Origin of the sequence: Actinomadura sp. DC4 (assembly GCF_030406325.1) — a bacterium.
Taxonomy (GTDB): domain Bacteria; phylum Actinomycetota; class Actinomycetes; order Streptosporangiales; family Streptosporangiaceae; genus Actinoallomurus.
The window spans coordinates 223434-248477 of sequence record NZ_JAUEQY010000013.1 but is presented as its reverse complement, the minus strand read 5'-3'; the positions used below and the strand labels follow the sequence as shown (position 1 = coordinate 248477).

At 71.2% G+C, this 25044-nt stretch carries 24 protein-coding genes and 1 riboswitch; of the genes, 16 read left to right on the top strand and 8 right to left on the bottom strand.

The genetic code is table 11. The features are described 5' to 3' along the window. A complete protein-coding gene (locus tag QWU11_RS22775) occupies positions 1–1293 on the bottom strand; it encodes a hypothetical protein (RefSeq protein ID WP_290116329.1) in 1293 nt (430 codons plus the stop codon). Positions 1294–1525: 232 nt separating this feature from the next. On the opposite strand from QWU11_RS22775, the gene QWU11_RS22770 reads away from it, so the two are divergent. After that, positions 1526–2473: a hypothetical protein gene (locus QWU11_RS22770; RefSeq protein ID WP_290116328.1), complete on the top strand. Its 948-nt coding sequence runs from the start codon at positions 1526–1528 to the stop codon at positions 2471–2473. A gap of 36 nt (positions 2474–2509) precedes the next feature. On the opposite strand, the gene QWU11_RS22765 is transcribed toward QWU11_RS22770, so the two are convergent. From QWU11_RS22765 to QWU11_RS22755, 3 genes are all read right to left on the bottom strand, one after another. Then, complete coding sequence (locus QWU11_RS22765) at positions 2510–3376, bottom strand: Imm1 family immunity protein (RefSeq protein WP_290116327.1); 867 nt, start codon at positions 3374–3376, stop codon at positions 2510–2512. Positions 3377–3458: 82 nt separating this feature from the next. Further along, complete coding sequence (locus QWU11_RS22760; RefSeq protein WP_290116326.1) at positions 3459–3926, bottom strand: MarR family transcriptional regulator; 468 nt, start codon at positions 3924–3926, stop codon at positions 3459–3461. Positions 3927–4027: 101 nt separating this feature from the next. Continuing rightward, positions 4028–4681, bottom strand: a complete 654-nt coding sequence (locus QWU11_RS22755; protein WP_290116325.1) for an MBL fold metallo-hydrolase — start codon at positions 4679–4681, stop codon at positions 4028–4030. Between the two features lie 105 nt (positions 4682–4786). Between QWU11_RS22755 and QWU11_RS22750 the strand changes: the two genes are divergently transcribed. The 8 genes from QWU11_RS22750 (at position 4787) to whiA (ending at position 16007) form a co-directional block, all read left to right on the top strand. Then, positions 4787–5605: a hypothetical protein gene (locus QWU11_RS22750; RefSeq protein WP_290116324.1), complete on the top strand. Its 819-nt coding sequence runs from the start codon at positions 4787–4789 to the stop codon at positions 5603–5605. Positions 5606–5759: 154 nt separating this feature from the next. Then, the gene (gene uvrA / locus QWU11_RS22745) at positions 5760–8597 is read left to right on the top strand and encodes an excinuclease ABC subunit UvrA (RefSeq protein WP_290116323.1); all 2838 of its coding nucleotides are present in this window, start codon (positions 5760–5762) and stop codon (positions 8595–8597) included. Positions 8598–8703: 106 nt separating this feature from the next. Beyond that, positions 8704–9135 (top strand): Rieske (2Fe-2S) protein, encoded by a 432-nt coding sequence (locus QWU11_RS22740; protein ID WP_290116322.1) that lies wholly within the window; start codon positions 8704–8706, stop codon positions 9133–9135. A 1180-nt stretch (positions 9136–10315) separates the two neighbouring features. Then, entirely contained in the window at positions 10316–10861 is a 546-nt protein-coding gene (locus QWU11_RS22735; protein WP_290116321.1) for a DinB family protein, read from the top strand. Between the two features lie 105 nt (positions 10862–10966). Then, positions 10967–12904 carry an excinuclease ABC subunit UvrC gene (gene uvrC / locus QWU11_RS22730; protein WP_290116320.1) on the top strand — a complete coding sequence of 646 codons (1938 nt, stop codon included), beginning with the start codon at positions 10967–10969 and terminating at the stop codon, positions 12902–12904. 205 nt (positions 12905–13109) lie between these two features. After that, positions 13110–14009 carry an RNase adapter RapZ gene (gene rapZ / locus QWU11_RS22725; RefSeq protein WP_290116319.1) on the top strand — a complete coding sequence of 300 codons (900 nt, stop codon included), beginning with the start codon at positions 13110–13112 and terminating at the stop codon, positions 14007–14009. Between the two features lie 6 nt (positions 14010–14015). Further along, the gene (gene yvcK / locus QWU11_RS22720) at positions 14016–14993 is read left to right on the top strand and encodes a uridine diphosphate-N-acetylglucosamine-binding protein YvcK (RefSeq protein WP_290116318.1); all 978 of its coding nucleotides are present in this window, start codon (positions 14016–14018) and stop codon (positions 14991–14993) included. A gap of 33 nt (positions 14994–15026) precedes the next feature. Then, the gene (gene whiA / locus QWU11_RS22715) at positions 15027–16007 is read left to right on the top strand and encodes a DNA-binding protein WhiA (RefSeq protein WP_290116317.1); all 981 of its coding nucleotides are present in this window, start codon (positions 15027–15029) and stop codon (positions 16005–16007) included. Between the two features lie 67 nt (positions 16008–16074). Here the strand turns inward: whiA and QWU11_RS22710 are convergent, their stop codons facing one another. Beyond that, entirely contained in the window at positions 16075–16656 is a 582-nt protein-coding gene (locus QWU11_RS22710; protein ID WP_290116316.1) for a hypothetical protein, read from the bottom strand. A gap of 332 nt (positions 16657–16988) precedes the next feature. Here QWU11_RS22710 and gap point away from each other — a divergent pair, with 332 nt between their 5' ends. The 6 genes from gap (at position 16989) to glyA (ending at position 22289) form a co-directional block, all read left to right on the top strand. Further along, positions 16989–17993: a type I glyceraldehyde-3-phosphate dehydrogenase gene (gene gap / locus QWU11_RS22705; RefSeq protein WP_290116315.1), complete on the top strand. Its 1005-nt coding sequence runs from the start codon at positions 16989–16991 to the stop codon at positions 17991–17993. Beyond that, a complete protein-coding gene (locus tag QWU11_RS22700; protein ID WP_290116314.1) occupies positions 17990–19189 on the top strand; it encodes a phosphoglycerate kinase in 1200 nt (399 codons plus the stop codon). The genes gap and QWU11_RS22700 overlap by 4 nt, the downstream gene beginning before the upstream one ends. Positions 19190–19191: 2 nt before the next feature. Next, on the top strand, positions 19192–19998 hold the full coding sequence (tpiA, locus tag QWU11_RS22695; protein ID WP_290116313.1) for a triose-phosphate isomerase: 807 nt from the start codon (positions 19192–19194) through the stop codon (positions 19996–19998). A gap of 131 nt (positions 19999–20129) precedes the next feature. Then, complete coding sequence (secG, locus tag QWU11_RS22690) at positions 20130–20372, top strand: preprotein translocase subunit SecG (RefSeq protein WP_290116312.1); 243 nt, start codon at positions 20130–20132, stop codon at positions 20370–20372. Between the two features lie 80 nt (positions 20373–20452). After that, on the top strand, positions 20453–20824 hold the full coding sequence (locus tag QWU11_RS22685; protein WP_285584093.1) for an RNA polymerase-binding protein RbpA: 372 nt from the start codon (positions 20453–20455) through the stop codon (positions 20822–20824). A gap of 104 nt (positions 20825–20928) precedes the next feature. Then, a riboswitch (ZMP/ZTP riboswitch) is annotated at positions 20929–21007 on the top strand. Positions 21008–21023: 16 nt separating this feature from the next. Continuing rightward, positions 21024–22289 (top strand): serine hydroxymethyltransferase, encoded by a 1266-nt coding sequence (glyA, locus tag QWU11_RS22680; protein WP_290116311.1) that lies wholly within the window; start codon positions 21024–21026, stop codon positions 22287–22289. Between the two features lie 213 nt (positions 22290–22502). On the opposite strand, the gene QWU11_RS22675 is transcribed toward glyA, so the two are convergent. Further along, on the bottom strand, positions 22503–23096 hold the full coding sequence (locus QWU11_RS22675; RefSeq protein WP_290116310.1) for a carboxymuconolactone decarboxylase family protein: 594 nt from the start codon (positions 23094–23096) through the stop codon (positions 22503–22505). 126 nt (positions 23097–23222) lie between these two features. On the opposite strand from QWU11_RS22675, the gene QWU11_RS22670 reads away from it, so the two are divergent. Continuing rightward, a complete protein-coding gene (locus QWU11_RS22670; RefSeq protein WP_290116309.1) occupies positions 23223–23843 on the top strand; it encodes an ATP-dependent Clp protease proteolytic subunit in 621 nt (206 codons plus the stop codon). A 5-nt stretch (positions 23844–23848) separates the two neighbouring features. Here QWU11_RS22670 and QWU11_RS22665 read toward each other — a convergent pair whose 3' ends face one another. Both QWU11_RS22665 and QWU11_RS22660 read right to left on the bottom strand, forming a co-directional pair. Next, positions 23849–24115: a hypothetical protein gene (locus QWU11_RS22665; protein WP_290116308.1), complete on the bottom strand. Its 267-nt coding sequence runs from the start codon at positions 24113–24115 to the stop codon at positions 23849–23851. A gap of 207 nt (positions 24116–24322) precedes the next feature. Beyond that, complete coding sequence (locus tag QWU11_RS22660) at positions 24323–25015, bottom strand: (2Fe-2S)-binding protein (RefSeq protein WP_290116307.1); 693 nt, start codon at positions 25013–25015, stop codon at positions 24323–24325. Positions 25016–25044 lie beyond the last annotated feature (29 nt).

The following is a 25044-nucleotide window of genomic DNA, read 5'->3' as shown; positions in this document are numbered from 1 at the left end:
TCACCCCTCCGGGCGCGACAGGACGAACCGGTTGCCCTCCTCGAAGGCGGTCTGGGCCTCCGCGTCGACCAGCGCGTACGGCCGGAGCCGCAGGAGGACCCCGCGCAGCCAGCCGGCCAGGTCGTCGGCCAGCGCCGCGTCGCCGTCCCGCGCCGACCGGGTCAGCCACAGGAGCGCGCGCGCCCAGTCGCTGCCGTGCGAGCCGAACCGATGGCGCAGGTCGGGCACCTGTTCGAGCGACGCGACCGCGAACAGGTAGTGCGCCTCCAGCGCGAGCGTCCGCCGGAGCTCACCGGCGCCGTCCGGGAGGGCGAGGGAGGCGCGTACGAGGTGACTAGCGCCGGTGGCCATGACGTCCTCCGGGCCGCGCAGCGACACGCACCAGCCGGCCTCGAGCACCTGGCTGGGGTCGGTGAGGAGGGCGTCGAGTGGAGGCGGCACGGCCTGCTCGCCGAGCGCGGACCGCGCCTGCCCGACCGCCTGGCGAAGTGTCAGCCGCTCGGACCGGGCGAAGACGTCCTCCGCCTCCGCGAGCGCCTTCGGGGACGACGCGTGCACGTGCCGGGACAGCTCGTCGGCCTCCCGCGCGCGCCCGTCGGCCCGCAGGTGCACCGCCTTGCGCGCCCGCGCCCGTACGGCCATGTCGCCGGCTCGCGGGGCGCCCTCGATCGCCATGGCGTCGACCTGGTGGGCCAGGCCGAACCGCCCGCCCGCCGCGTGCAACTCCGAGGCGATCGCCAGAGCCTGGTGGAAGCGTCCGATGTGGACCGCCTGCCGGAGCGAGGAGTTGATCTCGTCCCGCCGGTGGAGGTACTGCCGGATGGCGCCGTCCGCGGACGCGACCGCCAGGTCGGGATCGCCGTAGCGGCGCAGGATGCCGGCGTTGATGAGGAACGCGTGGGCGTAGTCCAGGGAGTACGGCGAGTGCGGGCGGTTGGCGCCGAGGGCGTCATAGACCGAGAGCGACTCGTCCATCGTGAGGACCGCAGAGGCGCCGAGGCCGGCCGACGCCTGCGCCTGTCCCTTCCGGCACCGGACGTCGGCGAGTGCCGCCACCGCGGTGTCGCCGGGCAGGGACATGTACAGCCGCTCGCTCTCCTCCAGCGCGGCGATCGTCCCGGCCGGCGGGAGGCCGACGGCGCCGTCGCGTAGCCGCCGGGCGAGCGTCCGTACGGCACGCGGGTCGCCGGGCCGGGCGCGGAGGGACTCGATCGTCTCCTGGCCGTCGGAAAAGTCGGCGGATTCTTCGTCTTCCTCGCGGGAATTCCTGGTGGCCGGAATGGACCTGTCCAATTTGCGCTGCCTATGCCGGTCCAGCCACCTCATGGCGTCCCTTTCTTCGACCACCACAATGTTCAAGGCTGGAAATCGCCCTGTAAAGCGGTATCCGGGAGGTCCGATCGGCGGCCTGCTCATGGCCCGGTAGTAATTGTCATCGGACCTGGCAAAGGGCGCCGTGGGAGATTCGCCTCGTGTCTCGATCATGATGACGTCGGTCACTGAGACAGAACTCCAAGGAGCTCAGATGACCACGATGCTCGGCAAACACGCCGCGACCGTCACGACGGCCCTGGTGATCGGTGGCCTCGGTGCCATCGCCGCCCAGGCGCCCGCACAGGCCTCGGGTTTCTCCGCCGCCTTCACCTGCAACATTTCCAACTTCGGGCAGACGCCCGCCATCCTCAACGGATGGCTGTCCTCGCCCGGGACGACATTCAGCGGCCCGGCAAGCTTCCGGCTGCGCATCTCGAGCCTCAGCCTCCAGGCGCCGATCCCCATCGACTCCTGGAGCGCGACCGCCTGGATCAACGTCCGCGGCGCGGAGAACACTGCGTTCCAGGTGTCGGGCGTGGGTGGCGCCGTGCCGCCGCAGGGGGCGATCTCCGGCGACCTCGCCGGCGTCTGGGCCCCGTACGTGCGCGGCACCGACGTGCTGAGCGTCGGCGGCATCGAGCTCACGGCGAACAGCGCCGAAGCCGGCAACGTATCGGTTCAGTGCGTCCCGAACGGCGCCCCGGTGGCCGAGGTCCTCCGGGTCGCCTCGCCTTACCACGGCTGGTGGCACCGCCCGGCCGCACCGGTCTTCCGCGCCGGCGGTTGGTACCGCCCGGGCATGGTGCTGCACCGGCCCATCTGGATCCGGCCGGGCCGTCCCGGATGGAACCATCCGGTCCCGCCCGTCCCGGGCGGTCCTGGGTGGAACCATCCGGTCGTGCCGGTCCACCCGATCGTGCCCGTCCCGGGCCGTCCCGGGTGGAACAACCCGCGTGGGCCCGTTCACCCGATCGTGCCCGCCCATCCGGGCGGCTGGAACCACCCGGGCATGCCCGTCCCGGGCCGTCCCGGGTGGAACAACCCGCGTGGGCCCGTTCACCCGATCGTGCCCGCCCATCCGGGCGGCTGGAACCGTCCCGGCACGGTCAACACCGGCGGTCCGATCGGCGTGCCGGGTCACTTCCACCCCGGTCACTGAGTCGGGACTCGGCTGATCCAGGGGCGAGCGCGGCGGTCACCGGCCGTCGCGTTCGCCTTTCTTCCGCCGTTTCTCCCGGTCGAGGTTCTCCCGCCGTTCCTCGGTCGATTCGGGCGTCGGCGGCGTGGTGTCGGCGTGCCAGTCCAGGCAGGTGGGACGCTGCCCGGTCTCGACGTACTCCCGTGCCGCGCGGATCGCGGCCGCGGGCGTGACGCGGGCCCGCTCGGCCGGGATCGTCACCGGCGGCATCTCCGGATCGTCCTTGGCGATCAGCGGCTGGTCGGCGTCGACACCGGACTCGATGCCGGGGGCGCCCTGCCAGGAGACCGCCGCGCGATCGGTGCCGCGGTCGATGTAGATCCGCAGCGGGGCGCCCTCCGGCGCGCCGTCGCCGATGCGGACCGCGACGCCGCGTACGCCGTCGGAGAAGAGCCGGTCCGCGGCCTCCCCGATGACACTCTCGGCCGAACCGGCGTCGGCGATCTCCCGGGTCTTCGAACCCCACCAGGCACGGAACGTCTTCTCCTCGGTGACGGGGTCCTCCGCCTTCCGCGGCCGCGTCACCGGGGAGCCCTTCTCGCCGGTCCTCTTGTGCGACGTCGCGACGGAGGCACCGCCCGCCGCGTCGACGGCCGGCACGCCGCCGAGGCGGTCCAGGAAGACCGGCAGGTCCTCCACGACCCGCCCGAACAGCCCGGACGTCTCGGTGAGACGGTCACGGGCGAGGATGAGCGAGCGTACGGCCTGCGCCGCCTTGGGGTCGCGCGAGGTCTCGAGCAGGGCGCTCAGGCGCCCCAGGGTCGAGTCGATGAGCTCGGCGGCCTCCTCGACGGAGTCGCGCGCCTCCGCCGAAAGCTCCAGCACGCCGGCGACCTGCTGCTTGATCTCGCCTTGTATCGACACGGGGGATCCATCTCTGACGGCGACGTCGTTTCGTACGTCCCACCGCGCGCCGTCGCGGAAACGTTCTCCGGAGACAGAAGACCTACCGCCGCTCGGGGTTGCCGGCCAGGGCCTCCAGCGCGCCGAGCGCGGTCACCAGGGCCCCGCGCTGCTCCCGCGTGAGCGTGCCGAGCTGGCCGACGAGGAACGCCGACCGCTCGCCGCGGAGCTGTTCGAGCTGCCGCCGGCCCTGCGCCGTGATGGCGAGCAGCGTGGCCCGCCGGTCCTCGACGTCCGGCATGCGCCGCAGGAGACCCTGCTGCTCCAGCGACCCGACGAGCCGGCTCTGCGTCGGGGCGGTGACGCCCTCGTGCGCGGCCAGGTCGCCGAGGCGTACGGGACCCAGCGACTCGACGCTGGCCAGCGTCGAGGCCTGGCTCGAGGACAGGCTCTGCGGGCCGTGCTGACGGACCCGGCGGTTGAGCCGGCCCAGCGTCATGCGCAGCCGCGCCGCGAGCTCCACGTCCGTCAGGCCTTCGGCATCGGGCACCTGGTTGGTCACGCCGGTCATTTTCCCCTACCGTCTCACCGAGACCGTGAGCATGCACATTCCCTCAATCATGCTGCATGAACGCGGGAATCGCAGCGGTCACGCCCGGCGATCCGCGCCGGTCACCAGCCGCGTTCGCGCCACTCCGGCAGGTGCGGGCGTTCCTTGCCGAGCGTCGTGTCCCTGCCGTGGCCCGGATAGACCCACGTGGCGTCCGGAAGCGTGCCGAAGACGCGCTCCTCGAGGTCGTTCATGAGCCGGGTGAACAGCGTCGCGTCGCCCCACGTGTTGCCCGGGCCGCCGGGGAAGAGGCTGTCGCCGGTGAACAGGTGCGGCGTGCCGTCGTCGTCATAGCGCAGCGCGATCGAGCCGGGCGTGTGCCCGCGAAGGTGGATGACGGACAGCGTGCTGCGGCCGACTCGTACGGTGCCGCCGTGCTCGACGGGCTCGGTGACCGGCAGCGGCAGCGCCTCGGCGTCGTCCGGATGGGCCACGAGCCGCGCGTGGGTGGCGTCGATCACCGCGGTCAGGGCGCCCCAGTGGTCCTGGTGGCGGTGCGTGGTGACGACGCGGGAGAGCGGACCGTCGCCGATCAGGCCGAACAGTCTTTCGGGCTCGGCCGCGGCGTCGATCAGGACCTGTTCGCCGGTGGCCGTGCAGCGGAGCAGATAGGCGTTGTTGTCATACGGTCCGACGGCCAGCTTCGTGATCGCCAAGCCGGGGAGTTCTCGTACGTCGGGGCCGCCGCCGACCTCGACGTCGCCTGTGTAGCTCACGTGTCCTCCTATCGGCCACCGGCCGGTTCGCCGGCGTGTTTCCATCCTTCCACGGCGGGGCGCGGGGCCGCCGCCGGTCCGGATCGCGGGGGTACGCTGCGGCCCATGCGCGAGGATCTTCCCATCTGCCGGACGTGCGGGGTGCAGTACGGCGCGCCGCGTGAGGACTGCCCCATCTGCGAGGACGAGCGGCAGTACGTCGGCTGGGACGGCCAGCGGTGGACGACCCTCGCCGGACTGCGGGAGGCCGGGCACCGGGGGAAGGTCGCCGAGGAGGGGCCGGGGATCGTCGGGGTCGGCGCCGAGCCGCCGACGGCGATCAGCCAGCGCGCGCTCCTCGTCCGTACGCCGTCGGGCAACGTCCTGTGGGACATGATCAGCTACCTCGACGACGAGCTGGTCTCCCAGGTGCGCGAGCTCGGCGGGGTCGCGGCGATCGCGATCAGCCATCCGCACTTCTACGGCTCGATGATCGAGTGGGCGCACGCCTTCGACGCGCCGGTCCACATCCACGCGGCCGATCGGCCGTGGGTGGCGCGGCCGGACGACTCCGTCGTCTTCTGGGAGGGCGAGACCCACGAGATCGGCGACGGCCTGACGCTGGTCAACGCGGGCGTGCACTTCGCCGGCGGGCAGGTGCTGCACTGGCGCGACGGCGAGGAGGGACGCGGAGCGCTGCTGTCCGGCGACATCTTCACGGTCGTGCCGGACCGGCGCCACGTCGGCTTCATGTACTCCTATCCCAACCTCATCCCCGAGCGCCCGCGGGTGATCCGCCGGGCGCTGCGGCTGATGGAGCCCTATCCGTTCGAGCGCGTGTACGGGGGCTGGTGGGGCCGGGTCGTCCGTACGGACGGGGCCGCGGCCGTGCGCCGCTCCGCCGATCGCTACCTGGAGCGAGCCCTCGACGACGGCCCGGAGTAGCGTGTTCCGGTAGCGGCTCTCATTCGAACACGTGTACGGTTCACCTGCGACGCGGGGGTCGGCTGAGGTCATCTGGAAGAAACCGTCGCACCCACTCGTTAGCCTGAAGCCGACCTGTCTCTAACCAGGCTCACAAGGGGATTGCGGATTCGCCGTGGCTGACCGTCTCATCGTGCGCGGAGCACGTGAACACAACCTCAAGGACGTCTCGCTCGATCTGCCGCGTGACGCGCTGATCGTTTTCACCGGGCTGTCCGGCTCTGGCAAGTCCAGTCTCGCGTTCGACACGATCTTCGCCGAGGGCCAGCGCCGTTATGTCGAATCGCTTTCGGCGTACGCGCGGCAGTTCCTGGGCCAGATGGACAAGCCGGACGTCGACTTCATCGAGGGCCTTTCGCCCGCGGTCTCGATCGACCAGAAGTCCACCTCGAAGAACCCCCGCTCGACGGTCGGCACCATCACCGAGGTCTATGACTACCTCCGGCTGCTGTGGGCGCGCATCGGCCACCCGCACTGCCCGGTCTGCGGCCGCACGATCCACAAGCAGACCCCCCAGCAGATCGTCGACCGTCTGATGGAGTTCGAGGAGGGCACCCGTTTCCAGGTGCTCGCCCCGGTCATCCGCGGGCGCAAGGGCGAATACGGCGAGCTGTTCCGCGAGATGCAGACCAAGGGCTTCTCGCGGGCGCGGGTCGACGGGGCGATCGTCCGTCTCGACGAGGCGCCGAAGCTTAAAAAGTACGAAAAGCACGACATCGAGGTCGTCGTCGACCGGCTGAGCGTCAAGGACTCCGCCCGGCGCCGCCTGGCCGACTCGGTCGAGACCGCGCTCGGGCTGACCGGCGGCACGATCATCCTCGACTTCGTCGACCTGCCCGAGGACGACGAGCGCCGCGAGCGGATGTACTCCGAGCACCTCTACTGCCCCTACGACGACCTGTCGTTCGACGAGCTGGAACCACGGTCCTTCTCGTTCAACTCCCCGTACGGCGCCTGCCCGGACTGCACCGGCCTCGGCACCCGCATGGAGGTCGACCCCGAGCTGATCGTCCCCGACGTGGAGAAGACCCTCGGCGAGGGCGCGATCTCACCGTGGTCCGGCGGCCACGTCAGCGACTACTTCCTGCGGCTGCTCGGCGCGCTGGGCGATGCGATGGGCTTCGACCTGGACACCCCGTGGGAGCGGCTCCCGGCCGCGGCGCGCAAGGCGGTCCTCAAGGGCCACGACACGCAGGTCCACGTGAGCTACCGCAACCGCTACGGCCGGCTGCGGTCCTACTACACGACGTACGAGGGCGTGATCCCCTACGTCCAGCGGCGCCACTCCGAGGCCGAGAGCGACTCCAGCCGTGAGCGCTTCGAGGGCTACATGCGGGAGATCCCGTGCCGCGCGTGCGAGGGCCGGCGGCTCAAGCCGGTCGTGCTCGGCGTCACGGTCAACGAACGATCGATCGCCGACGTGGCCTCCATGCCGATCGGCGAGTGCGCCAAGTTCCTGCTGGCCATGGAGCTGAACGACCGCGAGAAGCACATTGCCGAGCGCGTCCTCAAGGAGATCAACGCCCGGCTGGGCTTCCTGCTCGACGTCGGGCTCGACTACCTCACCCTCGACCGCGCCTCGGCGACCCTGGCCGGCGGCGAGGCCCAGCGCATCCGGCTCGCCACCCAGATCGGCTCCGGCCTGGTCGGCGTGCTCTACGTCCTGGACGAGCCGTCCATCGGGCTGCACCAACGCGACAACCACCGCCTGCTGGAGACGCTGATCCGGCTGCGCGACATCGGCAACACGCTGATCGTCGTCGAGCACGACGAGGACACCATCCGCGCCGCCGACTGGGTCGTCGACATCGGCCCGGGCGCGGGCGAGCACGGCGGCCAGGTCGTGGTCTCCGGCACGGTCGATGACCTGCTCACCTCAGAGAGCTCGATGACCGGCGCCTACCTGTCGGGCCGCGACGCGATCCCGGTCCCGGAGGGCCGGCGCAAGCGGCAGCGGGGCCGCGAGCTGACCGTCAAGGGCGCGCACGAGCACAACCTGCGCGACGTCGACGTGGCGTTCCCGCTCGGCGTGTTCACCGCGGTCACCGGGGTGTCGGGTTCCGGCAAGTCGACCCTGGTCAACGACATCCTCTACCTGGCACTCGCCAAGCAGCTGCACGGCGCGCGCACGGTCCCGGGCCGGCACAAGCGCATCAACGGCCTCGACCAGGTCGACAAGGTCGTCCACGTCGACCAGTCGCCGATCGGCCGCACGCCGCGGTCCAACCCGGCCACCTACACGGGCGTCTTCGACCACGTGCGCAAGCTGTTCGCCGCCACCGCCGAGGCGAAGGTCCGCGGCTACCAGCCGGGCCGGTTCTCCTTCAACGTCAAGGGCGGCCGGTGCGAGGCCTGCTCCGGCGACGGCACCATCAAGATCGAGATGCAGTTCCTGCCGGACGTCTACGTCCCCTGTGAGGTCTGTCACGGGGCCCGCTACAACCGGGAGACCCTCGACGTCCACTACAAGGGCAAGACCATCTCCGAGGTCCTGGACATGCCGATCGAGGAGGGCCTGGAGTTCTTCGAGGCCATCCCGGCGATCCGGCGCCACCTGCAGACGCTCAACGACGTGGGCCTGGGCTACGTACGCCTCGGCCAGCCCGCGCCGACGCTGTCCGGCGGCGAGGCACAACGGGTCAAACTGGCATCTGAGCTGCAGCGTCGTTCGACGGGCCGTACCATTTACGTACTCGACGAGCCGACGACCGGTTTGCACTTCGAGGACATCCGCAAGCTCCTCGGCGTGCTCGGCCGTCTCGTCGACGGGGGTAACACCGTCATCGTGATCGAGCACAACCTCGACGTCATCAAGACCGCCGACTGGATCATCGACATGGGTCCGGAGGGCGGTTCCCGCGGCGGCACCGTCGTCGCCACCGGCACACCCGAAGAGGTCGCCAAGGTGGAGGAGAGCCACACCGGCCAGTTCCTCGCCAAGGTTCTCGGGTGACCAGTGGGACACGTGTGACCAAAGTAAGTTTCCGGGCGGGGTGTTGAACCGATCCGGTGGCTCCTCCGTGCAAGGAAGGAAGACCCCGAAGCCAAGGAGGAACCACATGCCGTTCGATCCGTCCCAGCCCGAGCCAGGATCCACCCGCCGGGGGATGCTGGTCGGAGTCGGCCTCGTCGGCGTCGCCGGCACCCTGAGCGCCTGCGGAGGCTCGAAGGACGACGACTCCTCGGGTGACGCCTCGAAGAGCGGTGGCGGCCTGGGCAAGACCAGCGACATTCCCGTCGGCGGCGGAAAAATCTTCAAGTCGGAGAAGGTCGTCGTCACCCAGCCGAAGCAGGGCGAGTTCAAGGCGTTCACCGCCGTCTGCACCCACCGCGGCTGCACGGTCGGCTCCGTCTCCGGCGGTCAGATCCACTGCCCGTGCCACGGCAGCGCCTTCAACGTGACCGACGGCTCGGTCGCCAAGGGCCCCGCCGACAAGCCCCTGGCGTCCAAGTCCGTCAAGGTGGAGAACGGCGAGCTGAAGCTCGGCTGACGCCTTTGGTCCGGCCGCGGTCCCGGCCGTCGGGACCGCGACCGGACCTTCCCCCGAGCGACCGTCAGGCGCAGAGGATCTCGCCGATGAACCGGGGGCCGGTAGGCCTGGGCCAACGCCCGTCGGGGGTCGGCAGGCCCGTTTGACGCCCACGGACCTCTCGGCCGAACATCCGTCGCCTGCCCGCCTGCCCGCCTGCCCGCCTGCCCGCCTGCCCGCCTGCCCGCCTGCCCGCCTGCCCGCCTGCCCGCCTGCCCGCCTGCCCGCCTGCCCGCCTGCCCGCCTGCCCGCCTGCCCGCCTGCCCGCAGCTCCTTATGCCATATCTGCGCTGATCTCGGCCATCGACTGACCGCTGGTCGGGACGCGCTCGCGTGCGTCTTGCCGCACCTGGTGGCGCAGGCGGTGGGCGATGGCCGATCTCTGCCGCCGGCTGACCGCGAGCCGAGCACGCCTCGCGATGGCCTGCCACCAAGGGGAGCGCGTGACACCGCCGACCGCCCGGCGGCGGCCCCTACCCGGCGGCGCGGACGACACCCGCGATCACGACCCCCGTGAGAGCGGCAGGGCCGGCACCCGCCAGCCGACCCACGACCGAGACCTGACCATCGGCGTCGCCAGGACCCAACGCGTTCGATAGATCGTCTCCGGCCGTCTCCGCGTGGCCGAGATCCGCCGGGACGCACGTGCCGCGAGGCGTGGCCGAGGTTGCCGGCCCGGTCGGCGCCGGTCCCCGGGTTCTTCGAGCGTGGGATGGTGGCAGCCCCGGATGACCGTGTCCAAGGTGTGGCTCGGTGGTTTCCCGTTTCGCGGGTTCAGCCGATCGTCACCGGCCGTCTCCGCCCGGCCTTGATCCGCAGCGGCCGCCTGCGTGCTGCAGGCGCGACTCCCGATTCGTCCAGCGGGGGGTGCGGCGGCCGCCGTGGAAGAGCGGGTCGATGGCCCGACCCATTCGACTCCCCGTCCTGCAAGGTCGACCACCCCCGCATGAAGCGCGCGTAGCGCCGCTGGACCAGTCCCCTCACGATCTACCCCCTGCCGGACGCGCGGGCCTCCGCCGGGTGACGCGCCCCCCGCTCCGGACGCGGGGGTGGCTGTCGGGTGGACGGGATCGGCTGACGCCTTCGTAAGCGCCTGCCGGCGCCAGCTCATCTTGTCGGTGGTCGCTGGCATGCTCTTGCCATGGCCGAGATACCCGACGACAACTATGCGCAGCCGTGGGCCGCCGACACCCGTACGCCCGCGCCACCCCTCGGAAACGAGCGCGAGGTGCTGACCGGATTCCTCGACTGGCACCGGGAGACGTTCGCGCTCAAGTGTGCCGGGGTCGCGCCCGGGCGGCTGTCCGAAAGAGGGGTTCCGCCCTCCGGGCTCAGCCTGCACGGTCTGCTGCGTCACCTCGCGGGGGTCGAGCGGTGGTGGTTCCGCATCCAGTTCGCCGGGGAGGACGTCCCGCTGCTCTACTACTCCGACGACGACCCCAACCAGGACTTCGACTCCCTGGACGGCGACGTCGCCGAGGCCTTCGCGCTGTGGCGGGAGGAGTGCCGGCAGGCCCGCGAGATCGTCGCGGGCGCGGCCTCGCTCGACGAGACCGGCACGCGGCGGCGTACCGAGGAGCCCTTCTCGCTGCGCTGGGCGCTGGTGCAGATGATCGCCGAGTACGCCCGCCACAACGGCCACGCCGACCTCCTGCGTGAACGGATCGACGGTGTCACGGGATACTAGAGACAGACGCGGAGGAGGGGGCGAGCATGCTGGCGGACGGACCGGGCCGGGACGCACCCGGGCAACGCGGCGTACGTCCTTCGGCGCGGCACTAGGCTGACGGACGTGGCAGATCCGGCGACGTACCGGCCCGCCCCCGGCACCATCCCCGAATCGCCCGGGGTCTATCGGTACCGCGACAGCAGCGGCAGGGTCATCTACGTGGGCAAGGCGAAGAACCTGCGCGCCCGGCTCAACTCCTACTTCGCCGACTTCGCCGGCCTGCACCCCCGTACGCAGACGATGTTGCAGACCGCGGCGGGCGTCGAGTGGACCGTCGTCCGCACCGAGGTCGAGGCGCTGCAGCTCGAATACTCCTGGATCAAGGAGTACGACCCGAGGTTCAACGTCAAGTACCGCGACGACAAGTCCTACCCGTACCTCGCCGTGACGATGAACGAGGACGTGCCCCGGGTGCAGGTGATGCGGGGGGCCAAGAAGAAGGGCGTCCGCTACTTCGGGCCCTACTCCCACGCGTGGGCGATCCGCGAGACCGTCGACCTCCTGCTGCGGGTCTTCCCGGTCCGTACGTGCTCGGCCGGGGTGTTCCGGCGGCAGCAGCAGATGGGCCGACCGTGCCTGCTCGGCGACATCGGCAAGTGCTCGGCGCCCTGCGTCGGCCGGGTCGGTGAGGACGCGCACCGCGACATCGCCGAAGACTTCTGCGACTTCATGGCCGGCGACACCGCACGATTCATCAAGGCGCTGGAAAAGGACATGCGCGCCGCCGCGGGGGAGCAGGAGTACGAGCGCGCGGCGCGGCTCCGTGACGACATCCGGGCGCTGCAGCGCGCCCTGGAGAAGCAGTCGGTGGTCCTCGGCGACAACACCGACTGCGACGTGATCGCCCTCGCCGACGACCAGCTCGAGGCCGCCGTCCAGGTGTTCTACGTACGTGGCGGGCGCATCCGCGGCCAGCGCGGCTGGGTCGTCGACAAGGTCGAGGACATCACCGCCGGCGAGCTCGTCGAGCAGTTCGTGCTGCAGATGTACGGCGACGCGGCCGGCGACACGGTGCCGCGCGAGATCCTCGTACCCACGCTGCCGCCCGAGCACGACGCGGTGGTCGAGCTGCTCGCCGAGCACCGGGGCGGCCGGGTCGACCTGCGGACACCGCTCCGCGGCGACAAGAAGACGCTGATGGAGACGGTCGAGCGCAACGCCAAGGAGGCGTTCAAGCAGCACAAGACGCGCCGGGCGGCCGACCTGACGAGCCGGAGCAAGGGCCTGCAGGAGATCCAGGACGCGCTGGAGCTCGACCAGGCGCCGCTGCGCATCGAGTGCTACGACGTCTCCAACCTCCAGGGCACCCACGTCGTCGCCTCGATGGTCGTCTTCGAGGACGGCCTGCCGCGAAAGAGCGAATACCGCCGGTTCTCCATCAAGACCGTCGAGGGCCAGGACGACGTCCGGTCCATCAACGAGGTGATCGGGCGGCGGTTCAAGCGCTATCTGGAGGAGACCGAGAAGACCGGCGAGCTGGACGTCCTCGGCGAGCGTGAGGAGGGCGGCCCGATCGACCCCGAGACCGGCCGGCCGCGCAGGTTCGCCTACCCGCCGAACCTCGTCGTGGTCGACGGCGGAGCCCCGCAGGTGGCCGCCGCCCAGCGCGCTTTGGACGAGCTCGGCATCGACGACGTCAGCCTGTGCGGCATCGCCAAGCGGCTGGAGGAGGTCTGGCTGCCCGGCGAGGAGGATCCGGTCATCCTGCCGCGCAACAGCGAGGGCATGTACCTCCTGCAGCGGGCGCGCGACGAGGCCCACGACTTCGCCATCCGGTTCCACCGCAGCAAGCGGTCCAAGGGCATGATCGTGAGTGAGCTCGACGCCGTCCCGGGCCTGGGGCCGAGCCGCCGTACGGCCCTGATCAAGCACTTCGGCTCGGTGAAGCTGCTCAAGGAGGCGGGCCCGGACGAGATCGCCGAGGTGCCGGGCATCGGCCGCCGTACCGCTGAGACCATTGTGGCGGCACTGCACGCGCAGGATGGGGGAGACCGGACGTGACCGGGACCGAAAGACGCGATCCGCCGGTCGCGGCCGTCCGGGCGGCCCGCCGGGTCGTGTCCGGCGGGCAGGTGTGCGGATTGGCGCGTCCGGGGGGCCGGGCGTGCGGTTCGATGAGAGTGCGCGGCCAGGAGCGCGAGGTTCCGCCGAGAGGCGTCGCGGCGGGGCGCGTACGGCGAACGGCGTGTACGTGTGGGGGGATGGGATGAACACCACGGCCGGCACCATCGGCGGGACACCTCAAGTGCCCGACATAGTGATCATTACCGGCATGTCCGGCGCTGGTCGCAGCACGGCGGCGAAGTCTCTGGAAGACCTCGACTGGTTCGTCGTCGACAACCTGCCGCCCGGCCTGCTCGCGACCATGGCCGACCTCGCCGAGCGCGGTCAGGGCGCGGTGCCCCGCATCGCGGTCGTCGTCGACGTGCGCAGCCGGGCGTTCACCACCGACCTGCAGTCCGCCTTCGACGAGCTCGAGGCCCGCGGCGCCCACCCCCGGGTGGTGTTCCTGGAGGCCTCGGACGATGTCCTGGTCCGCCGGTTCGAGAGCGTACGGCGCCCGCACCCGCTCCAGGCCGACGGGCGGATCGTCGACGGCATCGCCCGCGAGCGCGAGCTGCTGCGAGAGGTCCGGGCCGAGGCCGACCTGGTCCTCGACACCACCTCCCTCAACGTCCACGAGCTGCGGGCCAAGATCGTCGGCTTCTTCGGCGGCGAGGGCAACGAGTCCAGCCTGCGCGCGACGGTCGTCTCGTTCGGCTACAAGTACGGCCTGCCGGTCGACGCCGACCTCGTCGTCGACTGCCGGTTCCTGCCCAACCCGCACTGGATCCCCGAGCTGCGCCCGCACACCGGACGGGACGCGGCCGTCCGCGACTACGTCCTGTCCCGGCCGGGCGCCAAGGAGTTCCTCGACGCCTACACCGAGGTGCTGCGGCTGCTGGTGGAGGGGTACGAACGCGAGGGCAAGCACTACGTGACGCTCGCCGTCGGGTGCACCGGCGGCAAGCATCGCAGTGTCGCGATGGCCGAGCAGCTCGGTGGCCGGCTTCGCGACGAAGGTCTGGACCTCCAGGTCGTCCATCGCGATCTCGGACGGGAATAACACGACGTGGCTTCCCCCAAGGTCGTCGCCCTCGGCGGCGGGCACGGGCTGTTCGCTTCACTGTCCGCGCTGCGGCGGGTGACCGACCGGCTGACGGCGATCGTGACGGTCGCCGACGACGGGGGGTCGAGCGGGCGGCTGCGCCGCGAGCTCGGCGTGCTGCCCCCGGGCGACCTGCGTATGGCGCTCGCCGCGCTGTGCGGCGACGACGACTGGGGCAGCACCTGGAGCGAGGTGGTCCAGCACCGTTTCCTCAGCCAGGGCGAGCTGCACGGGCACGCGGTCGGCAACCTGCTGATCGTGGCGCTCTGGGAGCTGCTCGACGACCCCGTCGCCGGGCTCGACTGGATGGGCCGGCTGCTGCGCGCCAAGGGCCGCGTGCTGCCCATGGCCTCGGTGCCGCTCGACATCGTCGCGGAGGTGCGGGGCGCCGACCCCGACGCACCCGACAGCATCACCCACGTACGCGGCCAGGTGGCCTGCGCCAAGACGCCCGGTCAGGTGCTCAGCGTCTCGCTGGTCCCCGAGGACCCGCCGTCCTCCCCGGAGGCGCTGCTCGCCGTCGAGGAGGCCGACTGGATCATCTTCGGGCCCGGCTCCTGGTTCACCAGCGTCCTGCCGCACCTGAAGGTCCCCGAACTGGCCAGGGCGCTGACCCGTACGAAGGCGAAACGGCTGGTCGCGCTCAACCTGGCACCGCAGCCGGGGGAGACCGACGACTTCTCGCCGCAGACGCACCTGGAGGTGCTGCGCGCGCACGCGCCCGAGCTGCAGGTCGATGTCGTGCTCGCCGACCGGAATCTCGTGGATGAGCCCGATGTTCTCGAAAAGGCGGTCCGTGCCCTGGGGGGACGGTTGGCGCTGGCCGACGTGGCCGCGGAAGATGGATCTCCACGGCATGATCCGGCACGGTTGGCCCAAGCGTTCGCACAGATCTTCGTCAGCGGCCACGTGACGCGGCGAGATTCGGCCAGACTGCCGTGACGGGATGTTGGCAACAGGGGGAGGATCACATCCATGGCGATGACCGGCGTGGTGAAGGACGAGCTGAGCAGGCTGTCCGTCATGAAGCCGTGCTGCCGCAAGTCCGAGGTGTCGACGCTGCTGCGTTTCGCCGGAGGGCTGCACATTGTGAGCGGACGGATCGTGATAGAGGCGGAGCTCGACACCGGATCCGCGGCGCGGCGCCTGCGTAAGGACCTCGCCGAGGTCTTCGGTCACACCTCCGACGTCGTGGTGCTCGCGCCGAGCGGGCTGCGCAAGGGCAACCGCTACGTCGTACGGGTCTTCCGTGACGGTGAGTCCCTGGCACGCCAGACCGGGCTGATCGACAACAACGGCCGCCCCGTACGCGGGCTGCCGCGGCACGTGGTGGCGGGGGCCTCCTGTGATGCCGAGTCGGCGTGGAGGGGGGCGTTCCTGGCGCATGGGTCGCTTACCGAGCCCGGACGCTCGATGTCGCTTGAGGTCACCTGCCCGGGCCCGGAGGCCGCGCTGGCCCTGGTCGGCTCGGCCCGTCGGCTGCGGATCCACGCGAAGGCCCGCGAGGTACGCGGAGTGGACCGCGTGGTCGTACGCGACGGCGACGCGATCTCGGCGCTGCTGACCCGGCTCGGCGCCCATGACTCGGTGCTCGCGTGGGAGGAGCGCCGGATGCGCCGGGAGGTACGCGCGACGGCGAACCGCCTTGCCAACTTCGACGACGCCAACCTGCGCCGCTCGGCACGCGCCGCGGTGGCCGCCGGCGCGCGGGTGGCGCGTGCCCTGGAGATCCTCGCCGACGACGCCCCCGAGCACCTCGTCGCGGCCGGCCGCCTGCGCCTGGAGCACAAGCAGGCCTCGCTGGAGGAGCTCGGCCAGCTCGCCGACCCGCCGCTGACCAAGGACGCCATCGCCGGCCGTATAAGGCGTCTGCTGGCCATGGCCGACAAGCGCGCGATGGACCAGGGCATCGACGGCACCGAGGCCAACGTCACGGCCGACATGCTCGCCCCCTGATCGGGCCGTCCCGGCGAGGTGGCCCGCCGTACGTCCGCGCGGCGGGCCTTCGACTGCTCGGGGAGGTTCAGCGCGGCGGGTACGGCCGCCCGGGGTGTTCGCCCTGGCCGTACGGCTGCGGCTGACCGTACTGCTGCTGTCCGTACGGCGGATACGGCTGCTGCGGCTCGCCGGACTGCTGGGACGCGGGGTAGGGCTGAGGCGCGGCGCCGTACGACGAGCGGGCGGCCTGGATGCGGCGGAAGACCATGCTGAACGCCGCGACGGCGCCGATCCCCCACAACAGGTACGTCTTGCCGTCCAGGGAGTCGAAGTACAGCTTCGGGTGGTGGAGTTCGAGGCTGATGAGCCGGGAGAAGGCCAGATCGCTCTTGTGCGCCACATAGGCCGGGATCGCCAGGAACTCCCCGAGGGCACAGCCGATGACCGTGAGCAGGGCCGCCACCACGGCGACGCCCGCGCTCGTGGGCCGGGCGCTGAACATCGCCAGGCCGACCAGCGCGCCCACACCGATCGCCACCAGGCTGAACTCGTGCTCCGTGAGCACGGTGACGACGGCCCACAGGCCGGCGCCGAGGAGGGTCGCGAGGACTCCGATGACGATGGCCTTGCCGTTGCCTCCGCGAGGCGGCGCCGACGGTTCGTTCATGACACCTACTTCGTCGTTATCTGCGGTGAAACGGACCCCTGACCGGCGAAACAGCACCATCGCCTGGGTTCGTGCATTGTTCGATGGGCGGCCATTCCGTCCGGTTCCCCCCAATTTGGTCTAGACCATGACTGGACCAACATGGTCTAGACCAATTAGGATTCCCCGTGGTCCGCCGCCCGCCATGGATGTTGGCTCCCGGCCGGGCGGTGGACCGATCGCCTCCGGCGCTGCGGTGACAGGTTCCCCAGCCGGGTTCGATAAGGTCGGGTCTGAAAAAACATCAAGTCAATGCCCCCGGTAGACGGCCGGGGACGAAGGAGAATGGTGCCGTGACCATCCGGGTTGGCGTGAACGGCTTCGGCCGTATCGGCCGCAACTTCTGGCGCGCTCTGAACGCCGCCGGTGGCGATGTCGAGATCGTGGCGGTCAACGACCTCACCGACAACGCCACGCTCGCTCACCTGCTGAAGTACGACAGCATCCTCGGCCGGCTGCCGGAGGAAGTGAAGGCGGGCGCCGACGAGATCACCGTCGGCGGGCACTCCATCAAGGTCTTCGAGGAGCGCGACCCGGCCAAGCTGCCGTGGGGCGACCTCGGCGTCGACATCGTCATCGAGTCGACCGGCCTGTTCACCGACGCCAACAAGGCGAAGGTGCACGCCGAGAACGGCGCGAAGAAGGTCATCATCTCCGCGCCGGCCAAGAACGAGGACGTCACGATCGTCCTCGGCGTGAACGACGACGCGTACGACCCGGACCAGCACACGGTCATCTCGAACGCGTCCTGCACCACCAACTGCCTGGGCCCGATGGCCAAGGTGATCAACGACACGTTCGGCATCGAGCGTGGCCTGATGACCACCATCCACGCCTACACCCAGGACCAGAACCTCCAGGACGGCCCGCACAAGGACCTGCGCCGGGCCCGCGCCGCCGCGATCAACGTCGTGCCGACCAGCACCGGCGCGGCCAAGGCCATCGGCCTGGTGCTGCCCGAGCTCAAGGGCAAGCTCGACGGCTACGCCCTGCGTGTCCCGGTCCCGACCGGCTCGGCCACCGACCTCACCGTCACGCTGTCGCGTGAGACCACGGTGGAAGAGGTCAACAACGCGCTGCGCACCGCCGCCGAGGGCCCGCTGCGCGGCATCCTCACCTACACCGAGGACCCGATCGTCTCCAGCGACATCGTCACCGACCCGGCGTCCTGCATCTTCGACGCCGGCCTGACGAAGGTCATCGGCGACCAGGCCAAGGTCGTCGGCTGGTACGACAACGAGTGGGGTTACTCCAACCGCCTCGTCGACCTCGTCAAGCTGGTGGGTTCGCGGCTTTGAGCGCACTCCGTACGATCGAGGAGCTCGGCGACGTCCGCGGCAAGCGGGTCCTGGTCCGGTCCGATCTGAACGTCCCCATGGAAGACGGGGTCATCACCGACGACGGCCGGATCCGCGCCAGTGTGCCGACGATCAAGGACCTCGCCGGCAGGGGCGCACGCGTAATCGTGTGCGCCCACCTCGGGCGCCCCAAGGGCACTCCTGAGGCGAAATACTCCCTGAAGCCCGCGGCCGAACGCCTGGGCGAGCTGCTCGGCCACGAGGTCCGCTTCGCCACCGACACCGTCGGCGACTCCGCCAAGGCGACCGTCGAGGCGCTCGCCGACGGCGAGGTCGCCCTGCTGGAGAACCTCCGGTTCAACGCGGGGGAGACCAGCAAGGACGACGCCGAGCGCAGCGCGTTCGCCGACGCCCTGGCCGGCCTCGCCGACCTGTACGTCGGCGACGGCTTCGGCGCGGTGCACCGCAAGCACGCCAGCGTCTACGACGTGCCGCAGCGCCTGCCGCACGCGGCCGGCGGCCTGGTCGCGGCCGAGGTCGAGGTGCTGAAGCAGCTCACCGAGGACCCCGCGCGCCCGTACGCCGTGGTCCTCGGCGGCGCGAAGGTCTCCGACAAGCTCGGCGTCATCGCCAACCTGCTGGCCAAGGTCGACCGTCTCCTCATCGGCGGCGGCATGGCCTACACCTTCCTGAAGGCCCAGGGTCACGAGGTCGGCAACTCCCTCCTGCAGGAGGACCAGCTCGACAAGGTCCGCGGTTTCCTCAAGGAGGCCGAGGAGCGCGGCGTGGAGCTCGTCCTGCCGGTCGACGTCCTGGCCGCGACCGAGTTCGCCAAGGACGCCGAGCACGAGGCCGTTGACGCGACCGCGATCCCGGCCGACCGCGAGGGCCTCGACATCGGGCCTCGCACCCGCGAGCTGTTCGCGAGCCGGCTCGCCGACGCGCGGACCGTGTTCTGGAACGGCCCGATGGGCGTGTTCGAGTTCGACGCGTTCTCCGGCGGCACCCGCGCGGTGGCCGAGGCGCTCATCGCCTCCGACGCGTTCACGGTCGTGGGCGGCGGCGACTCGGCGGCGGCCGTGCGCAAGCTCGGCCTGCCCGAAGACGGTTTCTCCCACATCTCGACCGGTGGCGGCGCCAGCCTCGAATACCTCGAGGGCAAGACGCTGCCCGGCCTCGCCGCTCTGGAGGACTGATCGTGGCGCCGAAGAGTGCCCCCGGCGACAGCGGCCGCAAGCCGCTGATCGCCGGGAACTGGAAGATGAACCTCACCCACCTCGAGGCGATCGCGCACGTCCAGAAGCTGGCGTTCGGCCTCAAGGAGGCCGACTACGCCGCGGCCGACATCACGGTGCTGCCGCCGTTCACCGACATCCGCAGCGTGCAGACGCTGGTGGACGCCGACCGGCTGGAGCTCACGTACGGCGCGCAGGACGTCTCGGCGCAGGACAAGGGTGCCTACACCGGTGAGGTGTCGGGGCTGATGCTCGCCAAGCTCGGCTGCACCTACGTCCTCGCCGGGCACTCCGAGCGTCGTGAGCACCACGGCGAGGACGAGGCGCTCGTCAACGCCAAGGTGAAGGCGGCCTTCAAGCACGAGCTGACGCCGATCCTGTGCGTCGGTGAGGGCCTGGAGATCCGCCAGGCGGAGGAGCACCTGTCCCACACGCTCAGCCAGCTCGAAGGGGCCCTGGAAAAGGTCCCGGCCGACCAGGCGCGCCAGGTCGTCATCGCGTACGAGCCGGTTTGGGCGATCGGGACCGGTGAGGTCGCGACGCCCGACGACGCGCAGGAGGTGTGCGGCGCGATCCGTACTCGTCTTGCCGAGCTGTACAGTGGAGACCTCGCCGATCAGGTACGCGTTCTCTACGGCGGCTCCGTCAAAAGCGACAACATCGCCGGGATCATGGCTGAACCCGACATCGACGGAGCTCTCGTCGGAGGAGCGAGTCTTGATGCCGGAGAGTTCATCAAGATCTGCCGATTCCGTGAACGGCTTGCCTGATCTCCGCGACTAGACTGAGCGTTTCTGCTGAGACGGGCGGGGGTACTGACGTACCCTCAGAACGGATGACCTGAAACCGCGAATATTCCCCGCGCCTGCGGGGTTGATGCACACGAAAGCGCTGAACTGCTGTGATCATCGGAACTTCCATCGTCCTCATCATCACGAGCTCGCTGATGGTGTTGCTCGTCCTCCTCCACAAGGGCAAGGGCGGTGGCCTGTCGGACCTGTTCGGCGGCGGTATCAGCTCGTCGCTCGGGGGGTCGTCCGTGGTCGAGCGAAACCTCGACCGACTCACGATCGGCACGGGCGTCATCTGGTTCGTGTCGATCATCGCCCTGGGCCTGCTGTTCGCACACGGCCACCACGGCTGACGAACGGTTTTCAGGCATACCGGCAGTGTTGACGGCCGTCGCGTCCTCGTCGCGGCGGCAGGAATAGCGAGGAGTAGTCAGTGGGTAGTGGCAACGCCATTCGGGGCAGCCGTGTCGGTGCCGGCCCGATGGGAGAGGCCGAGCGTGGCGAAGCGGCACCGCGCGTGTGGGTGACGTTCTACTGCGCGAACCGGCACGAGTCCCGGCCGAGCTTCGCGACCGACGTCGCGGTACCGGACCAGTGGGACTGCCCCCGGTGCGGTTTCCCCGCCGGCAAGGACCCCCAGAACCCCCCTGCGCCCCCGCGCAACGAGCCGTACAAGACGCATCTCGCGTACGTGAAGGAGCGGCGCAGCGACGCCGACGGCGAGGCCATCCTCGAAGAGGCCCTCACCAAGCTCCGCAACGAGCGCGCCGCCATCCAGGCCGCGATGGAGCGTGCCCGTAACTAGTGAACGTCACGGAAGAGGCCCGGCGCGCACCCGCCGGGCCTTTTCCGTACGTGCGGTCCTGTACCGGACCCGCACGGACCGGCGGCCGCTTCGCTAGCATGGGGAGCCACGCGACTGGCGCAACGAGGTGGAGCACCACCGGGGAGCGAAGCAGGTCTGGCACCGCGCGCCTGGGTGCTGGGAGCCGCCAGGAGGCCCCATGCACCAGCCACCCATCACTCATCTCGCGTCCACCGATCCTGACGTCGCCGAGCTGATCGAGGCCGAGGCGACGCGGCAGCACGACAAGATCCGCCTCATCGCGTCGGAGAACTACGTCTCGCCGGCCGTGCTCGAGGCCACCGGATCGGTCCTCACCAACAAGTACTCCGAGGGCTACCCGGGCAAGCGCTACTACGAGGGCCAGCAGGTCGTCGACCCGGTCGAGGAGCTGGCCCAGGCCCGCGCCCGGGCGCTGTTCGGCGTCTCGCACGCGAACGTGCAGCCGTACTCCGGCTCTCCGGCCAACCTCGCCGTGCACCTGGCCTTCATGCAGCCGGGAGACACCTTTCTGTCGCTCGAACTCGCCCACGGCGGCCACCTGACCCACGGGTCGCCGGTGTCGATCTCCGGCAAGTGGCTCAACCCGGTGCACTACGGCGTCGGCCGCGGGACCGGCCGGGTGGACATGGACGAGGTACGCGACCTCGCCCTGCGCGAGCGCCCGAAGGTCATCTTCTGCGGTGGCACGGCGATCCCGCGCACGATCGACTTCCCGGCCTTCGCCGAGATCGCCAAGGAGTCCGGCGCGGTGCTCGTCGCCGACATCGCGCACATCGCCGGCCTCGTCGCGGGCGGCGCCCACCCGACCCCGGCCGGGTACGCCGACGTGATCACCACGACGACGCACAAGACCTTGCGCGGCCCGCGCGGCGCCATGATCATGACGACGGAGGAGCACGCCACCGCGATCGACAAGGCGATCTTCCCCGGCCTGCAGGGCGGCCCGCACAACCACACCACGGCCGCGATCGCCGTGGCGCTCAAGGAGGCCGCGCTTCCGGAGTTCGGCGACTACGCGCGCCAGATCGTCGCGAACGCCCAGGCCCTGGCGGAGGCGCTGACGGCGCACGGCTTCGACCTGGTCTCCGGTGGCACCGACAATCACCTGATCCTCATCGACCTGACGAACAAGGACGTCGCGGGCAAGCCGGCCGCCAAGGCGCTCGACCTGGCCGGCATCGAGCTCAACTTCAACACGGTCCCGTTCGACCCGCGCAAGCCCTGGAGCCCCTCGGGCATCCGCCTCGGCACCGCCGCGATCACCACCCGCGGCCTGACCGAGGGCCACATGGCCTCGGTCGCCGAATGGATCGACCGGGCCATCGCCTCCGCGGAGGACGGCCCGGCCCTGGACAAGATCGCCGGGGAGATCCAGGACCTCCTGAGCGCCTTCCCGATGCCGGGCTGGGCGATCAACGGCTGACCACGCTCACCGGGCCAGGGCGTCTCGTCGCCCTGGCCCGGCGCGTGCGGTTCATCATGAACGGGGCCAACCACCGCATGGAAGGCCCCTCGACCTCCCGTTCCCGATCATGGGCGGTTCCGGGGCCGAGCGATCATCGCCTCCGGGTCCGTCGTCGACGACGTCCCTGACCACGGCATCGCCGGCGGCGACCCGGCCAGGCTCATCCGCCGCTCATCCCCACCCGGGCGGGCGGGCGTCGCCTGGCAGGCCGACGCGGAACACGCGCAGTTGCATGGCCAGGGCGGAGTAGTAGCCCACGAGGGACACGAGCTCCACGACGGCGCCGCGGCCGAGGGAGGCCTTCGCCTCGGTGAACATCGGGGCGGTCAGGTCGCCGTCGGCGGCCAGCGCGCGGGCGGCCTCGTACACGATGCGCTCGCGGGCGTCGGCCAGCACCGGGTCCGCGCCCGTGCGCAGGGCGGTCAGCTCGTCCTCGGTCAGGCCGGCCCGGCGCCCGATCCGCTCGTGCGCGTACCACTCGTAGTCCGAGCGGAACCACGCCGCGACGGCCAGCGTGGCGATCTCCCGCTCGCGCTTGGTGAAGCTCGTACGGAACCGCAGGGCGGCGCCCAGCTCCTGCAGCGGGCCGCCGACGGCCGGGCTGTAGAGCATCGCGTTGAACGGGCCGAGCAGCCGTCCCTCGTCGTCGACGAAGGAGAAGACATCTCCCGGGCGCGGGCCGCCGACGATCGCGTCGTAGACGTCGCGTTGCTCGGGGGTCAGCTCGTCCGGGTTCAGGGCGGGGAGACGCGGCTCGTCGATCACGGACAGCACCGTATCGAGCGCGCGCCCGCGGGTGTTTCCCGGCTCACCGAATCCGCCCACGGCGAAGCCCCATGGGGTTCCCGAGCATCGCGGGACTATCGTCGGGAACCGAGAGGGGAGATCGTCATGACGATGCCGCCGTCATTCCCGCCCGAGTTCCCGGGGGAGCCGCCGAGACGGGACGCCCGCGACGAGCCGCCGCGGGGGGCGTTCGCCACGCCGAGCGCCGCCGACCTGCTGTTCGACCGGCGCATCGTGTTCGCGAAGGGCCGCATCGACGGCGATCTGGCCACGGACCTGTCCGCCCGGCTGATCATGCTGGACGGGGCCGGGGACGAGCCGGTCGCGCTGCACCTGCGCGCGCCGGACGCCGATCTGGAGGCGGCGTTCGCGGTCGCGGACACGATGGGCGTCCTGTCCTGCCCGGTCCACGTCGTCGTGATCGGCCAGGCCGGTGGGCCCGCGCTGGTCGTCCTGGCCGCCGGACGGCGCCGCGAGATGACCCCGCACGCGACGCTTCTGCTGACCGAGCCCGGCACGTACGTCGCGGGCCCGGCCTCCGACCTCGCGCTGCACGAGGAGGAGTACCGCCGCAAGGTGGACGCCTTCCACATCCGCCTCGCCGAGGTCACCGGCCGCGAGGTCGACGAGATCCGCGAGGACGCCCGCGCGGGCCGCATGCTCACCGCCGAGCAGGCGCGGGAGTACGGCCTGATTCACGGCATCGCGAGCGCGCCACGCGCCTGATCCGGTCAGCGCGGGTCCTCGCCCACCGGCTCCAGGAAGTCGGCCCGGAGCCGCCGGTAGGTGCCGAGCCGGCGGGTGAGGGCGGCTCGGCGGCGCCTCGGGAGGAATCTCGGCGCCTCCGCGGCCACGTCCACCGTGAACCGCCGGGCCCGCGCGGCCTCGTCCGGCCGTTCGCGGCCCCCGGTCTCGAACACCTGTTCGGCGTACTCGACGGCGAGCCCCTGCCACTGCGCGGCGTCGATCAGCGTGGAGACCCGGGAGCCGGACCGCACTCAGGTACGGCGCGCCTCGGCCAGGTCGCGGCGGGCGATGGCGATGCCGCAGGGCTCGAACGCCGCGCTCCCGCCACCGGCCCGCAGCGTCCACCCGCCGGGCCCTTCGACCAGGGTCGTCCAGCAGCCGGGCGGCCCCTCGGCGCGCAGCAGGGATGCGCCTCGACGATCGTGCGGGCCCGCGGCTCGGCCGTCGGCTCACCCTTCTCAGGGCCTGTGCGGCAAAGCGCAGTCGCCGCACAGGCCGCCGCCGGGCACGCGGTAGTAGAGACAGCAGCTCCGCCGGCGAAAGCCGCCCGGCCCGTACGCGCCCGTTCCCCGCAGCGGGGCCAGGGCGAGCAGCTCCTCCACCAGCCGCCGGCCCGGCCCCGAGGACGCCGGACGGGCGGTGGACAGGACCGTCAGGGCCCCGGCCAGCGCCGATGCCGCGTTGCCCCACAGCAGCCCCTCCGCGACCGGCGTGAGGGCGCGTACGGCCGCGGCCAGCGGGCGCAGGTGCCGGTCGATCACCACCCGGTGTACGGCGGCGGCGTCCGCGGGCAGCCCGCGCGCCGCCGGCGTCGCCAGCAGCACCGGACCGGGGGAGGCCGCGCGCCAGTGGACGCCCTCGGGGTCCAGGTCGGGCACCGTCCCGTGCCCGGCCGCGGCCGCCAGCACCGGGGACCACAGGCGCCCCGCGACGCCCTGGAACAGCAGCGAGGCCGCCACGCGGGATTCGGAGGTGCCGAGCCGCGTCCGTACGGCGGCGATCTGGTCGGGCAGGGCGCGCCCGCACAAGAGGGTGAACGGCCGCCACAGCGGATGGCCGGCGACGCCGGGGTCGACGTCCAGCGAGAAGTAGGGGCCCACGCGCGCCACATCGGCGAGCGCGGCCCCGACCGCCGCCGGAGTGCCGTCCATCGGCGCAGAGCCTGCACCGTACGGCGCAT